The following is a 15473-nucleotide window of genomic DNA, read 5'->3' as shown; positions in this document are numbered from 1 at the left end:
TTCTGGCTATCGGTGCTGATATTTTTCAATAAAGAGGTTAACATCCGGCTGATAGCCAATAGCTACTCCGTGCTTCCCTCTGCAACTGTGAGATCAATTAAAGGAGTGGTTTCCGTTTTCCTGCTTGGCAAACTCAGCACTGCCTCCAAAATGAGTGCCAACGCCATTGCGATGAGGAAGATACGCCAGAGTTCACTCGCTAAGGCAGATGTGTCCCCAACATCAACATCAATTCTTCGGTACGACAGTCCATCGAAGAGGGCATCCACCGTCTCAACAGGCGATGCCTTGGCACTGTCCTCAGTTTGGCTGCGGTTCACGGCTACCCAATATTCGTCTTCACGATAAACGCCAGCATGCAATTCACGTTGTGAGAGGGACACGGTGTTCTCTGCGGAAGCCACTGATTTCCACTGATCTCGGTCTGCAAGCACACCAACGCCAGCATCGCGTTGTGCCGCGGCAGCCAATGCGAGACAACCTTCAGTCAACGCCCGCTGTAGCATGACATAAAACACTATACCGTCGCGTTCGAGGGAAGAGAATTGTGCTGTAGGCAGCGTGCTGCAGAAATAGATTGCGCCGTGATCAGTAGACACACGGGTTAGTAGGGGGGCATCGTTGCCAAACCTTGCTAACGGCGTTCCAGTACCCTCAAGGGTTCGGTAGCGATAGGTGCGGAGTCCGTTCAAAGGCAAGGCATCTCCGCTCTCCACATGTGCCAGTAGATCGGCATCGCCGCGCCACCATGCGACTTTGGAAACCTGTCCACCATCAGAGGACTGCCAGTCGCTCCAGTGTGAGTCGAATAGTTGTTCACCAGCGTTCTGCGCCGGTGGAAAGAACATAACTACACGTCCGCTGTTGACGAAATGCGCGATCTGTTCCGCTACCAACCCGCTTGGTAGTGGGCCTTGCCAAATCAGCAATCCGGTATTTTCCCAGTCGATTTCCGCGACTCGGTTCACGGGAATCACATCTGCGTTGTGTTGCAGTCGGGCATCCAGCGGAACAGCGAGTGCCCGACGGAACGCTTCGCCGATCCTTTTATCATCACTGACGACAACTGCTTTTCGGACTGGCGGTTCTGAAAAGACAAAGAAAAACCGATTATCCAGGGGGTTCGCATCGCCCGGTAGACTCACGGACCCCCAACCTGAGCTGAGTTTGGCATCAATAGGGATACGGTGTCCTTGTAAAGAGGCGCCGAGTGTGTCAAGTTCCATTTCAACCACAGACTGTACGTTATTGACTTCAAACTCAATCGGTACGCGTCGCGTGCCACTGCTGTCACCGCCCGTACGCACCATCACATCAAGAATGAGTTCTGCATCATTGCCACGTTTCCACCGTTGGACGTTTTCCACTCTTACCGACAAGTTTCCAGAAGGTGGATCGGTGTATGCCAGTAGGAAGTGATGCACACCGTCTAATTGGGCAAACGCCTCGCGTATCGCGTTCCACCGACCGCTGTGAATATCCCAATCGTTCTCGTTCAGGTCCGAACAGATCCATATTTCGGCGCGGCCGGACTCGTTTGCCTTGAGATAGGCTAACGCCGTTTCAAGCATACTTGGGATATTCGCACTGGTGGCACTCGCGCCGGTCATAGGTAGATTCAATAGAGCCTTCGGTGAATCCACTTCCTGCATCTGAGTGCTGGCACTATCAATCAGAAGTAGATGTGTTCCGTAATCACCTTGCTCCAGCAATTGTGCAAGTCTTTTCAGTGCCGTGGATCTCTTTGACTCACCCGCTTGTAGGTCTTGCATTTCCATACTGGCGGAGCGATCGAGGAGAATCAGTGTGGCATCAGGCTTACTCAATCCGACGCTTCCTAACCATCCGCCGGAGAGTGGTCGGCTAATGGCGAAAATCAAAGCCCCGATGGCAAGGACGCGCATCAGTAGGATCAGAAGATGCCGGAGGCGCGCCATACCTCTGCTCATACGCTTTGCACTCATGAGGAACATCATCGCTGCCCAAGGGATCGTCCGGTGCCGCTGCTGATTGATTAAATGGATAATGATCGGCAGTGCCATCAACGGAAGCGCGATTAATGCTAACGGTTGTAAAAAACTCATAATTTTTATTAGTTTTCAGTTATCGGAGAAATGGTTATCAGTTTTCAGTACGGTTTTCTCTCACTGCGAGGCATGAAAAACCTTTCAGTTTTCAGAAAGAGACTTTGGAACTATCCACAACCTTTTTTAACTGACAACTGATAACTGACAACTATTCCTCACTTCTGTCTTTTGGGTGTCCGTCCCAATAAGAATCGTGCCAATACATCCCCATAGTTTTCGTGTATACAGATACGGTGATAGTCAACCTCGGTGTCGCGAATCACCTCGTCCATACTTTCGAGGTACATTTCCATTGCGCGTCGGTACTGCGCACCGATGACAGTCGGATCTGCAAGTATAGGTTCTCCACCTTCCATATCAGCGAATCGCATTGGGCGATCGAACTCAAAATCGAGTTCGTTCTGCTCCATGAGATGAAATACAGCGACATCGTGTTTACGGAACCGCAGGTGTTCAAAACAATTCCGCACCGTTTCAGGTTCCATGAATAGATCTGAAATGACGACGATGAGTGCTCTCTGTGGGATACGTTCAGCGGTTTCGTGGAGAATGTCAGCCAACCCGGTTTCGCCTGACGCCTCCATTGTTCCTAATTCATCAAGGACAACGCTAAGATGGGTAGCACTCCGCTTTGGTGGAATTTCTATGTGAAATGCTTCACCTGCACAGTAGAGTCCAACGGCATCACCTTGTAGGGCGGCTATATAGGCTAAGGTGCCTGCCACCCGACGTGCGTAGTCAAGTTTACTCAAACCGGGTTCCCCGCCGGTTCCTGCGGGGTTTTCGTTGTATTCAAAATCCATTGAACCGCTGGTATCAACAATTAAGCACATCCGTAGGTTCGTATCGGCTTCAAACTCCTTGATGTAGTAGCGATCATTGCGGGCATAGGCACGCCAATCGAGTCGGCGTGTGTCATCGCCTGGAACGTACTTACGGTACTCGGCAAACTCAAGACTGGAACCGCGAATAGGGCTCCGATGTTTACCGGATACATTTCCTACCATGGGGAGTCGGGCGTGCAATTGAAGCGTGGAGAGACGTTCCAAGACCTTCTGGTTAAGGTAATCCCGTTTGAGTTGCAGTGCCATTTTTTTAAATTACCTTGCGGATAAGTTTCATTGGTTGGTGACTTAACGGTTTTTGTGATCGAGTCGTCCCTTCATTTCATTATGGGACTTGGTTTCTGGCGTTTACCGGAAACCCGATTTGGACATCGGACACATCGGAGCAGAAACCTCATATTTATGAAAGTTCTTCAACGAGACGGTTGACGATGTCTTGGCTGGTGATGTTCTCGGATTCTGCCGCGAACGATGTGATAACGCGGTGCGTCAGCACAGGATCCGCCACTGCGACGACATCCTCAAGTCGCGCCATGTAGCTGCCGCTAAGTGCTGCGCGTGCCTTCGCCCCTAAGATCAAGTATTGAACTGCCCGTGGACCGGCACCCCAAGCAACAAGCGGCTTCAGCCAGTCAGGTGATGCCTCACTTTTTGGGCGGGTGCTACGTACTAAATCAACAGCGAATTCGTAGATATGCTCTGCTACGGGCACACGTCGCACAAGGTCTTGAAAGGCAAGTACCCGTTCACCTGTCAGGACGTGTTCAAGTGTTGGCAGTGCCACACCGGTTGTGGTACGGGCAATCTCTATCTCCTCAGCGCGTTGTGGGTAGTCTACTTCAATCCTGAACATGAAACGATCCAGTTGCGCCTCCGGCAACGGATATGTCCCTTCCTGCTCTATGGGGTTCTGGGTCGCCAATACGAAGAACGGCGGTGTCAGTTGGTATGTTCTGCCGATGACCGTGATTTTGTATTCCTGCATCGCCTCAAGCATCGCGGCTTGTGTTTTTGAGGGGGCACGGTTAATCTCGTCCGCCAGAATGAGATTGGCAAACAAGGGGCCCTTTACGAACTCGAACTCCCGCCTACCGCCAGGTACCTCCTGAAGGATGTCGGTTCCGGTGATGTCCATCGGCATTAGATCGGGTGTGAACTGGATTCGACTGAACTGCAATGCCATCGTCTCAGCGAACCTGCTCACTAACAACGTTTTCGCCAAACCGGGAACGCCCATCAAGAGTGCATGTCCTTGAGAAAACAGACAGATCGCTAAGTGTTCGATAACTTGCTCCTGACCGACGATGATCTTAGCAAGTGTTTGCTTTAGTTGGTCGTAGACGTTACGCAGTTCGTCAATTGCTGCAACATCGTCGGCATGCATTGTGTCAGTGTTTGGTGTCGTTGTCATTAGGTTCCTTCTGTATTGTTGTTATGAAGTTGTAATGTAAAAGAAAGACAAATTTTGCCTTAATATTACGGTAGCAAATTCGGTGCCAATCTGAACACTCCCGTATTAATCGGATGCTTTATGAAATGTTCAGAAATAACCGCACAAAATGGGGCAAAATTTGTGGCTAATAGCACGAAATCGGGCAAAAATTTGTTCAGTGCATAAGTAAACTAAGGTTTCAATTATTAATGACGCAATTTGTGGGCGAAAAAGGTGCATAATTTGGAAAATAGTAAACAATTGTCGGTTAGGAGTTTTATCGGAAACGTCTTAGTCTCCCGGTGCTAAAAATAGATGAACGTGGTGATGCGATATGCTCATCCATCCATTTCAACCGATCCTGTAACCATTTTTTCATCTGTTGGACCTCCTGTTGATATGTAGGTAGACCCCGTGTAGGATTACCGAAGGCACGGCGACCCAGCACGGGCCATCTCTGGAAATTCCGTTTCTGTGCTTCGGATAGATACTCGGCAGTTCGATTAATCTCATCAAGGAGTTTAGAAGTGGCGAGTACATCTCTCCGAAGCGTCTGCCATCGCTTGACGAGTTTTTGCCTGAAATTTGCGTCTTGTAGGAGTCGATCCCACCAAAAGGGGACATGGTTTGTATAAATCAGCCAGCCATCCGTTTTCCATCCCTGATTGAAACTTGAATTGCCCATTGATAAGTTGAAATCCCAGACGGGTCCCATTGTCAGTTTACCGTCTCTTTCTTTGTACATATATGTGCTGTTCCGAAATCCGTCTATGTTCCTGAAAAGTTCATTGATGATGAAATGGTCGATAAAAGCATCTATATCAATGTACTTAGCATATCCGCGTTCTGGGTCCTTAAAGTCCTTTCCGGCTAATGCCGCTTCAAATTCGCCCATATAGTTCTGAATCCACGCTTTTTGGTCGAAGGACATCTCGTGTCCTTTCGGATATACATGAAACAACCGTGTGCCGGTACGGGTAAAGAAATAAGTTTCATACCTGTCAGTTTTATCGATTTTTAGGATATAACCGCCGGTGATGTCCGCGGGTTTCAGCGGTTTAATATCAACACGATCTTTTCCGCGCTTAATCTTTTCTATGAGTAGATAGACCCCAACGTAATGTTTGTTTTCGGTTATTGTGTCACCGCTCTCATTGAGAAACAATTCAACGAACTTTGTTCTGCTTGCGTATCTGCCGATGCGATTGCTGAACTCGTACGCCAAATGATTTCGCATGAGGGTTTTATCCGAATAGGGTCCGTTTAAAACCCAATCCGACTCGGCTGGCAGTTGCAATAACGATGCATCTTTGTCGTTGCCTTCATCGTCCTGAATTTCTACGCCGTACTGATTTTTCGGGAATCCGAGCGAAGTTTTTCCTCTCAATTCTATGCCGATTTTCCCCTCGAAATCAATATGCTGACTATTTAGGGTGTTTCTACCGCTGGATTCATCGTAAATAATCTTCATTTGTGCCTCGATTTTCGGTTCGTCGCGAATCCAGTTTCCAGATGTATCAATAATAATGATCGGTAGATTTGATGTAAACGCCTTAGTGCGCTCCAGTTTCCGGTCTGTATCGGTACGCTTCAAGTTCGATATTTTTGAAGGTTGATTAGGTTGTTTGGTAGTATCAGTGATGCAGCCTGTTGCTATGGCTAAAATGATACTACCCAGAAACGTCAATATAATTTTCTTCTTGAAGTACATTGTCTATAACCTGTTAAGGTGCTGGGAATTTTGCTTGCGATATTCCATCTCAGTAGCGCATTATGTTTTTACTGTGTGTGCGCTATAGGTGAAATATGGTGCACTCGGACATTTTTAAAATTGGCGTTGCCTGAGTTACTCTCGGTTTCTGTGTTGCTTGCAACCGCACCCCCACCGTTGGCAAGGAAACAATTTTGAACAGTGATGTTATCGGACGAAGATACTTGTCCATCAAATTTTATTGCGGTACCACCGCCGATAGGTCGCCCGTACTCGCGTTGCCCTGTGTCAATGCGACAGTCGCTAACTGTCACGTTACGGCATTCAGAGAGGTTGAGTCCATCCTGATTTGTTCGGATGTTGATGTTGTCTACCATCACTCCATCGCAATCCGTCGCAAAGATGGCAGCATTGCCTCCATTATGGACGTTCAAGTTTCGGATCTTTACGTTTTTGCAGTGTCGTAGCGTAATAGCATTGTTGCCTATTCCGTTGAGAGTGCCGGGACCGTAGATGTTCACGTTTTCTAAGTTTTCTCCGATAAGCAGAACGGCATCCGCATCAGGCAAAGCTTTGAGTGTAGCCCCTGCATCAAGTGCGAGCGTGACATTGTTTTTCAGATGGATAATGCCAGTGGCATAGACCCCAGACGGGACAAATACCGTGCCACCGTCAGCAGTGTTGCAGGCAGCAATGGCTCGGTTAATTGAATCCGCATCGTTCGATTTGCCATCGGCTACGGCACCGAAATGCCGCACATTGTATGTACCAACCTCAGCGAGTGCCTCAGCAGTCAATCCAGCAAGCGTGTCCAGGCGTGTCCTACCTGTATGTGCCTCAAAATTTGTCACCCATTTCTTAAGGGTGCGGCTGCGTTCGGATGCGGCATAGTCCACCAGCATTTTCAACGTGTATTCGTATCTGTGCGGATCTACCTTGCCTTCAAGCGTTTTCCACAACTCGGCTGCCTGTTCAGCCATCTCAACGCCTTCTTCGATGTTGGCATAGATGTCCTGTATGAGGGTTCTGCCAATAGAGAGTCGCTGATCGTGTTCTGTGAAGTGGAAGGCAGTGAGGTGTACTTCTCCGCGTAACTGGTCTCCATATATCTCACGAAGCCCTGGCGCGTATTGCGCTAACACACGCTCACGCAACGCCGGTGTTATAGTGCCTGCCCCTTCCCTATTAACTATATAGGGGGTCTTGACTTGTGCCATGCCGGGGTCGGAGGAATCAAGCCATATACCGCGGTAACCACGATAGTTGTAGGTCTTACGCGTCACTTCCTCAAGCATCATCAGAATGGTCTTGATCGTTCTAAGGACCTCTGGATCATCGCCGAATGTCTGTTGAATCCATTCTGTGTAGATTTCATCCACTGTTAAGTCTGGATTCCAAGTGAGTCGTCCCAACCCATAATAGTTGACGGCGTTCAATGGAGATTTTGTCCATGCGGGTGCAGGTGAGATCATAGACACACCCATGATACAATCAACATTGAATTTATTCAGGCTTCCTGGTCCGTTGCGATAGGTATCCTGTTCAAACCACCACTTCCACTTCTTGACCCAAGAGACCGGCCAGCTTTTGTCAATGACAAGTTCACTTCCATATAAGTTTTTCTGAATTGCACCATCAAGGGCGGGAATGGGTGCCGCGAGGTCCCAGTCCAGAGGGCTACCCTTAGGAACTATAATGACGTTATCTCGAAAGTTTCCGTCCTCGTGTGCGAATAGGTCGTACGGAATCAAGTTGCGGTATGGCTCTGGGGTGTATCGAAGATTACCATAAACGAACGCACGCACAAGCACCTTTCCATCGTACGGTTTCAGTGTGTCCGCAATGCGGTTCACCATTGGCGGGCGTGGATCACCGTTCTGTTTCTCCGAACCAAGTTTCATCATGTATCCACCGAAGTCAGGGACTCTGCTGTAGAGTGCATCGGCGGTTTTTGGGTCGAGTGCAAGGAGGTAATTCGGACTCCAATAGAGTTTGATGCCGTAGTCTCGGCAGATGTCGCCAAGTTTCTCTACTTCGTCAAGATGTTCCAGAAAATTGTTTCGATAATGCCAGTTAATTTCACTCGGACAGAGTGCGTTCCAACCGCACGATGCCAGCATACGCACCCAGTCTCGAATAAGTTTGGTGTCGCCGGTGCGCAGTTCTTCCCAACTGAAAATTGAGTTATCTCTGCCACCACCGCGCCATCTGTCTCCGAAAAGTCCACGGAAGTAAGACCAATGTGCCACCATACGGATAGGTACCTGTGGATTCTCTAACGCATCAAGTTCAAGCGGATCCTGCCCGATTTGAATGCGACGGATCAGATCGAAGGTGCCAAAAACAACCCCTGCTGGGATTTTCCCCGCAACGATAATTGCAACATCTGTGCCCTCTTTCAAGGTCTTGATAACGAACCCATCTCTCTCAATTCGATCTAGTTGTAGGTCTTCAGCACGATCGCGGATCCAGCTGGAAGTTTCGGCTGTTCCGAGAATAACCTTTGGTCCAGTGACAGTGGCAGTCTCCGAAACAGAAGGCTTGAAACCGAACATAGACTCTATTGCTTGCGCCAATTCAGAACTTGCTGTTTGAACAGTTGAATTTGTGCCTTCAGCCACGATGTTTTTGAACAAGTTCTTATCGTATTGTTTCGTAGGGGGCTTGAACTGTAGCCACGCCTTGTAGAGCGTCCTGTCTATTTCTTGGTATTTGTAAGTATTCTGCCTTCTTTTAACCAGATTCGTATCCCGTCTTCCTGCATAGATGTCCTTGGTCGCGTCGTAAATCTGCTTAACTTCAGCGTCGGTCAGCGGCTTGTTATAGATACGGAGATCATCGAGATAGCCGACAAAGCGTTCATCGGTGTGAATCTCCGTTAAACCCTCTCGGCGGAGTGGTTCCATGTCCGCCGTTGATAAATCGATTGTTGCAATCTGTTCCCCATCACGCCACCCTACGATTTGCTTGGCTTTGTCGTCATAAGCAACCGCGAACAGATGCCATTCGGAATCGCCGATGGAGGCTTTCACATGTGGATAAAACGCCCATTCTCGCATGTCGTATTTGGGCCAGTCGTAGTCAAGGATCCCTTCCCAATATTGAAAATCCTTCTCACCTTGGAAACGCACCTGAAAACAGCCACGATAGGTGTTAAGTTCGACAGCATCGTTGTTATACCTGAGAATATTGGCCCTATCCGATATCGTATTTAGCCAAAAACAGATTGTCCCACGCGACATCGCAAGCGGAGAGTTTTCAGGCACCGGAATTCGCATCGGTTCTGCCTTAGGCATCGTTTCAATACAAGCATGTCCTTCACCGAGTGAATAAATCTTTGTTCCACCAAGCACGGCGTGGTTCCCGTTTCCAGAGGTGTCGGTGCCTGTTCCGTCGTCAAAATTCCAACGACCCACCAGCCCTTCGGGTTCAGCTGCCATCGCATTACTGAGTTCACTGGTCAATATCAGTGCAACGACTGCCAAAACAGTAATGAATACTTGATATTCCATGTGTATCCTCCAATATATTCAAGGGTACTTGAAGACATATAATACTGTCCTCTGTTCAGTGCGTTACTGACAATATCCAGTCTCGAATTAAGTCCAATACCATCGGTGAAAGCGTCTCTTCAATGGCACCGTACTCGTTTACCAAACCTGTACGCGCGCGTTGGAAGAGGTGGTTGTGTTCCGGCAGGCGATGCACAGTAACTTTGTGATTACCGCCTTTTTCGAGAGCTGCGACGATAGCCGTGAGGTTTTGTTCGGCATCAACCTGTACATCCAGTTCACCGTTCAGCGCGAGGACAGGCACTCGGATTTTCTCAAACGCAGGGCGTGGATCAAAAGTCAAGAAATAGCGCATCCATGGGGTAAGTGACTGTTCCGCGAGTGCCCGTACGTACGTCTCGTCCTGTTGTGCTTGCGGAACACCGTTAATTTCAAGCTGCTTGCGTACAATTTCATTGACCCCTTGTTGCCGTTCGTCTTCCGCGATATCTTCTGAAGTCAAGATTGTAAACAACTGATCGAGGAGCGTTAGTAAATTCTGTTTACGCTCACCCGCTATTCCCGCTGCATCAAAAATACGTTCGTTCTGTTTACGCAACAACTCGGCACCAGGAACACCGGGACCTGCCATCAGTACAATAAAGCCGACATCATTGCTGCGACTGGCGACGATGGCTGCGATGAGACCGCCTTCGCTGTGACCGATCAATCCGATACGATTAATACGGTCATCTTTCTTAAGGAATGCCACGCCTGCTTCTACGTCCGTTGCGAAGTCCGCTGTCGTTGGCGGTTTCGGATGCGGCGTTGACTGACCGATACCGGGATCGTCTACACGGAGTACAGCGATACTTGCACGGCTCAGATGGTCGGCAAGCACCCAAAACGGTTTGTGACCAACCAACGTCTCGTCTCGATCCTGCAAGCCACTACCGGAGATGAGGAGCACGGCAGGAAACGGACCGTCACCTTGTGGTAACGTCAAAGTCCCCGCAAGGTTGACTGTACCGTTTTGAAAGGCTACCTCTTCGATTTTATAAGGGAACGGCGGTTTTGGTTCTTGTGGTCTTGCGGGATCCTTGACGACAATATCACGGGAGAGACGGAATCCGAATGTAGCACCACTTTGGCTGAATGTACCACTGATGGCACCGTCTTGCAGTTTCCCGTCAAAGGTTGGATTCCCCGGCACGCCGCGAATTGAGAATTTGACGCGCAGACCACTATCTTCTTCCACAACAAGGATATCAGACAGTGGTAATCCCTTCGCGCCTTGTGCTGGAATGTCGATAGTTCCACTCCAGCCACTGTCGTTGATAGTGAGATCAATTTTTACGGCGATGGGTTGACCGGGAATCTCAATCTGTCCCTCCCAGTGTCCGGCAACCGGGTCTGCTGCATCGGAAATCGAAAACCCCACCACCATTGCCACGATGACAAGGATTGTTTTAAGTAAATCGGATTCTATCTGATGAAAGTTGCTTTGCACTTAGTCTGATCCTTATGGACTGGTTTTTATATTTCCCCATGTTATGGCTAATTTGCCGGCGGGATAAACCGCCAACGCGGATTTGAGACCTGTTGTCATGATGGTTTTAATATCAGCCTCAGTCAGGGCGACAGTGAAAAACGCGATATCGTCAAAGACACCGGCATAATATTGTCCCCATTGATGCAAAAAAGTTGCGCCGATACTGATATCCGTAAAAACATAGGTATCGGCAACTGTGTTCCCTTCTTTGCCGTTGTAATAGCCCGTCGCGTTTCCCTCGTCATCCAATACAAACGCATAGTGTCCCCACTTGTTGTCATCAAATTTTGGGATGACGGGTTTCCATGCCTTACCCCAAATGTCAACTGCGCCATTTTGGAACCGAATTGCGAAAGCCGGATTTGTCGGTCCACTGACATTCGATATTAACCGATCATCATTGGCGGCATCACTCGGTTTTGCCCACAAAACCAATGTAACCGCCCCAGATAGGCCTAAATTTCCGACGACAACATGTCCTTTACTCTCATTCCCATTAAACTCAAGCGCGGCTCCGAATTTACCGTTCTTTATCCATTTCGGAGCGTTCACAATTTCCCCGTCTTTACCATTTTCAGAGGAATCTACTGCTGTATCCCCCTTGCCCTCATCAAAGAGCCACATCCCAACAACCGTTTTCGGATCAAATTCGGCATTGCCGATGCTGGTAAACATTAGACTCAGGACAATTACACTAACACACACAAGAATTAAATTTGCCATTACGATCTTCATCTATCATAACCTCCCTTTATTGGATTTGTTAAAATTCGGTGAATCTTGGATATTGGAGTATTTTTTTTAACTCGCCAGTATCAACATCCCATAGGCGGCGAGTGTCTTCTCTTCCTCGCCAGTGTTTGTATCCCAGAGGCGGAGGGTGCCGTCCGGCCCTGTACTTGCAAGGATTTCGTCATCAGGACTGAACCAAAGGCTTCTCACCTCTGCTGCATGACCTGTGAGTGTGGTCTTGTGTTCTCCAGTGTTTACATCCCAGAAGCGGATGTTCCCGTTCAGACTGCCACTTGCAAGCGTTGCGCTATCGGGACTAAATGCGAGGCTCGTGATACTCTCCGCATGCCCTATAAGTGCTTTTTTGGGTTTTCCAGTAGCAATATCCCATAGGCGGACTGTCTTGTCCGCACTCCCACTCACGAGGGTTCTGCCATCCGGACTGAACGATATGTTACGAACACTGTCCTCACCTTTCCTGAGCAAGGCAAGTTCTTGAAAGGTCTCCGCGTCGTAGAGCCAAATACCGACAGAACCCGCGACTGCTAATATAGCACCGTCTGGGGAATATTGCATATCATTGATACTGCCCTTACCAATGCGGGTTTTGGCACCGTCGGGTAAACTCCATTGCGTGTAATCTTGGGCGGAACTGATCGGTAGGTATAGTGTTGAAAAGGTAAATAGCGTTAAAAGGATGAAAAATGAGGTGAGTTTCATGCGATCAGGTTCCTCTTAGGGAATTGGGTGCTATCTGTGAGGGATGGCGAACGATTTCTGCGCTCTTTTTTAAGTATACCACAACAACTACAAAATGTGCCGTAAAAAAAAATAACAGTATGAAAACCGAGTCATAGGATATAGAAAGGAGACGCAATAAGGTATTATGCTTCGGTTTCAGTTTCTACTTCATTATCGTGCATAATTTCTTGCAAACCGGTAGCGATGCGGAAGCCGGCGATAGAGATGCCGATTGAAATGGCGAACAACCACCGATAACCGATATGCGGTGCGAGAATTCCACCTAACACTGGGGCGAAACCTACAGGCATGAGTAATGTGTTCATAAAGCCGATGTAAGTCGGACGGTTCCGTGGTGGTGCGATATTCAGCATGTATGCCATAAAACCCACCATCATGCCGTTCCCCAAAATACCACCGACTATGAAAATCAGCAAAAAGGCTGGCATTTGTAACGACACTGGCAATACACCCGAAGAAAAGGCGATTGCGGCAGGAATACCCATCAACCCTGCCGTAATAATCAGGAGCCATCGTACCCCATACTTCTCGCCGACATATCCCCATATTGTGTTTGAAATCACACCGCTCAACGCGGAACAGACAATAAAAAAGCCTATCGTTGCCTCAGAAAGTCCGAGTTCGTTCAGTGCATAAGGGATGTAGAAAGGGGATGCCATTCCAGAGAAATGCCCAAAGACGCGAAAGAGAATAAAGCGTCGGTAATTTGCGTCTGTTCGGAGGAAGTGCGGTCCCTGTTTTAGATGTTGTGAAATGGGTTGCCGTGTTCGTTGAACAGGGTGGATCGGTTCACGCACGCCTAAAAAACTGATAAATGAAAGAAACGCTGCAGTCACCGAACAGATAAAGAGAAAGGCGTAGTTATAGGGAAAACCGAGGTCCGTTTCCACATTACAGATGGTGCCGATAAAGTACATCGTGAACGTCTTGAAAATCTGTGTAATCCGTCCCAAAATGCCCGTAAATTCGGCTTCATTTCCGAGAACAGCCCGCACGAGGAATCCGACCCAGATGGCGAAAAACCCACCGTACAGTTGTCGCAGACTAAAAAAACGGGCGCGCCGCTGCGGTTCTATAGATTTGGAGACGATGTCCATGTAAGGGAGCGTTGAAACACCCATGGCGGAGGAGGATAAGAAGTAGAATCCGAGAAAGCAGGCGGCGAGCAACATTGGGTTTTGCTCACCTATTGTGATGGTGCAGAAAAAGACGGCGAGCCATGCCAAAACGCGGACGCTCATACCGAGGGCATAAAACGGCATTTTGCGTGGACGGTGTTCCAGTAGATTGGACATTAGCAGTTGTGGCCACATCCACCCTACTGTCATCATTGAACCGGTTAAACCTACCAGAAGGTCGGAACCGCTTAATTTATGGATAAAAGCAGGAAGCACTGTCGCGGAATCCGCAAATGCGAGGTTGATTCGCATGAAAGTGCCTTGCAGGAGTGCAAATCGGAAGTTCCGCCGTTGGTCACCTACTTGTTTAGACATTCTTTTTTGTGTACCATCCAAATTCTGTGTGTTATAACCGCAGCAATCAGAAATTCTGCGCTTTATCTTTTGACTCGATTTTCGTAATTAGGTTGAATAGAAAATTCCATCGTTCGTTTGGCATTAGCACAAAAATTTCCTTTACAGTCCGCTAAGGTTGTGCTAAATTGCATACAAATTTTTTTAACAGTTGTCGGTTACTTTGTGGTTTACCAACATCTTTTTATCACGTCGCGATTCAATGGTGGTTGAAAGATTAACACAAGATGTTCAACAATCGCAACCCGGACTGAAAACTGATAACCGATAACTGATAACCACTAAAGGAAACAGATATGGAACCTCTTCGGATAGGATTTCTCGGTGCTGGCGGTTTCGCACGGCACACTATTTATCCCGCGTTACATCTCGCACCCGTCGCGTTGCAAGCGGTTTGCGATGCAGACGAAAATCGTGCTAAGGATGCCGCTGGCAAATTCGGCACAGGTAGATATTACACGGATCGGCACGAAATGTTTGAAAAAGAAGACTTGGAAGCAGTGATTATTTCTATGGGACCTGACCCAAGGCAGCCGCTTGTGCTTGAAACGCTCGCGGCGGGATATCATGTATTTACACCAAAACCGCCTGCGCCATCTCTCGAAGAAACGATTGCTTTGGCAGAAACCGCAGAGAAACACGATAAGACACTCATGGTGAACTTCCAACGGCGGTTCAGTCTCGGTGTGCGAGAGGCAAGGCGGATTATGCAGACTGAATCCTTCGGCACACTTACCCAACTCTTCTGCTCGTTCTGTAGCGGGAAATACCCGACAGTCAAAAGTTATCTGCTTGATTTCGCGATCCATCACTTTGATCTGGCGCGGCATATCGCTGGTGCGGATGTGAAGGAACTCAGCGTTTTTCACAATGAAGTTGATGGACAAGGTGCATTTGCTGTCGGTGTAGAATATACAAATGGCGCGGTCGGAAGTTTGCAGCTGAGCAGCCAACGCTTATGGCAGCGCAATTATGACTACATCGAAATTACCGGTCAGCATGAATATATCGTTTTAGACGGGTTGTGGGGTGCTCAACACTTCACCGAATCTGGGAACAGCTTCACCTCAAACTTTTCTGATCAGCGAAATGGCGAATTGACTGGCGATGGCATTAGCCTTACCGAATTTGTCAATGCTATTCGTGAGGGTCGGGAACCGGTATCGAGTATCCAAGACTGCGTTGGTACAATGCGGTTCTATGATGCCGTGCTTCAACGGAAAAAAGGGGTTATTAGCCTTTAGCGATCAGTTATCAGTCGTCAGTACGATTTTTTTCTGCGAAAAAATCTTTCAGTTATCAGTATTCACGTTGGGATTATCAAAAATC

10 protein-coding genes are annotated in these 15473 nt (G+C 48.3%); 1 reads left to right on the top strand and 9 read right to left on the bottom strand.

The window, feature by feature from the left end; translation table 11 throughout:
* Nucleotides 1-62 precede the first annotated feature (62 nt).
* The 9 genes from OXH00_14590 to OXH00_14550 form a co-directional block, all read right to left on the bottom strand.
* Entirely contained in the window at nucleotides 63-2084 is a 2022-nt protein-coding gene (locus OXH00_14590; GenBank protein MCY3742240.1) for a BatA domain-containing protein, read from the bottom strand.
* 158 nt (nucleotides 2085-2242) lie between these two features.
* Nucleotides 2243-3178, bottom strand: coding sequence for a DUF58 domain-containing protein (locus tag OXH00_14585; protein MCY3742239.1), 936 nt, complete (start codon nucleotides 3176-3178; stop codon nucleotides 2243-2245).
* Nucleotides 3179-3332: 154 nt separating this feature from the next.
* The gene (locus OXH00_14580; GenBank protein ID MCY3742238.1) at nucleotides 3333-4343 is read right to left on the bottom strand and encodes a MoxR family ATPase; all 1011 of its coding nucleotides are present in this window, start codon (nucleotides 4341-4343) and stop codon (nucleotides 3333-3335) included.
* Nucleotides 4344-4641: 298 nt separating this feature from the next.
* On the bottom strand, nucleotides 4642-6075 hold the full coding sequence (locus tag OXH00_14575) for a CotH kinase family protein (GenBank protein ID MCY3742237.1): 1434 nt from the start codon (nucleotides 6073-6075) through the stop codon (nucleotides 4642-4644).
* A gap of 68 nt (nucleotides 6076-6143) precedes the next feature.
* The gene (locus OXH00_14570) at nucleotides 6144-9587 is read right to left on the bottom strand and encodes an alpha-glucuronidase family glycosyl hydrolase (protein MCY3742236.1); all 3444 of its coding nucleotides are present in this window, start codon (nucleotides 9585-9587) and stop codon (nucleotides 6144-6146) included.
* A 55-nt stretch (nucleotides 9588-9642) separates the two neighbouring features.
* Nucleotides 9643-11076, bottom strand: coding sequence for an alpha/beta fold hydrolase (locus OXH00_14565; GenBank protein ID MCY3742235.1), 1434 nt, complete (start codon nucleotides 11074-11076; stop codon nucleotides 9643-9645).
* Nucleotides 11077-11088: 12 nt separating this feature from the next.
* On the bottom strand, nucleotides 11089-11841 hold the full coding sequence (locus OXH00_14560) for a hypothetical protein (protein MCY3742234.1): 753 nt from the start codon (nucleotides 11839-11841) through the stop codon (nucleotides 11089-11091).
* Nucleotides 11842-11919: 78 nt separating this feature from the next.
* Nucleotides 11920-12570, bottom strand: a complete 651-nt coding sequence (locus OXH00_14555; GenBank protein ID MCY3742233.1) for a WD40 repeat domain-containing protein — start codon at nucleotides 12568-12570, stop codon at nucleotides 11920-11922.
* A gap of 164 nt (nucleotides 12571-12734) precedes the next feature.
* Complete coding sequence (locus tag OXH00_14550; GenBank protein MCY3742232.1) at nucleotides 12735-14105, bottom strand: MFS transporter; 1371 nt, start codon at nucleotides 14103-14105, stop codon at nucleotides 12735-12737.
* Between the two features lie 335 nt (nucleotides 14106-14440).
* Here OXH00_14550 and OXH00_14545 point away from each other — a divergent pair, with 335 nt between their 5' ends.
* Nucleotides 14441-15388, top strand: coding sequence for a Gfo/Idh/MocA family oxidoreductase (locus OXH00_14545; GenBank protein MCY3742231.1), 948 nt, complete (start codon nucleotides 14441-14443; stop codon nucleotides 15386-15388).
* The last annotated feature ends 85 nt before the right edge of the window (nucleotides 15389-15473 follow it).

The sequence above is a fragment of the Candidatus Poribacteria bacterium genome, from assembly GCA_026706025.1.
Taxonomy (GTDB): Bacteria; Poribacteria; WGA-4E; order WGA-4E; family WGA-3G; genus WGA-3G.
This window is presented reverse-complemented; position numbering and strand designations above follow the sequence as displayed.

Bases quoted from the DNA above. Each gene is read 5' to 3' on its own strand.
- OXH00_14590 (MCY3742240.1), bottom strand. From the start codon at position 2,084: ATGAGTTTTTTACAACCGTTAGCATTAATCGCGCTTCCGTTGATGGCA.
- OXH00_14585 (MCY3742239.1), bottom strand. From the start codon at position 3,178: ATGGCACTGCAACTCAAACGGGATTACCTTAACCAGAAGGTCTTGGAA.
- OXH00_14580 (MCY3742238.1), bottom strand. From the start codon at position 4,343: ATGACAACGACACCAAACACTGACACAATGCATGCCGACGATGTTGCA.
- OXH00_14575 (MCY3742237.1), bottom strand. From the start codon at position 6,075: ATGTACTTCAAGAAGAAAATTATATTGACGTTTCTGGGTAGTATCATT.
- OXH00_14570 (MCY3742236.1), bottom strand. From the start codon at position 9,587: ATGGAATATCAAGTATTCATTACTGTTTTGGCAGTCGTTGCACTGATA.
- OXH00_14560 (MCY3742234.1), bottom strand. From the start codon at position 11,841: ATGGCAAATTTAATTCTTGTGTGTGTTAGTGTAATTGTCCTGAGTCTA.
- OXH00_14555 (MCY3742233.1), bottom strand. From the start codon at position 12,570: ATGAAACTCACCTCATTTTTCATCCTTTTAACGCTATTTACCTTTTCA.
- OXH00_14550 (MCY3742232.1), bottom strand. From the start codon at position 14,105: ATGTCTAAACAAGTAGGTGACCAACGGCGGAACTTCCGATTTGCACTC.
- OXH00_14545 (MCY3742231.1), top strand. From the start codon at position 14,441: ATGGAACCTCTTCGGATAGGATTTCTCGGTGCTGGCGGTTTCGCACGG.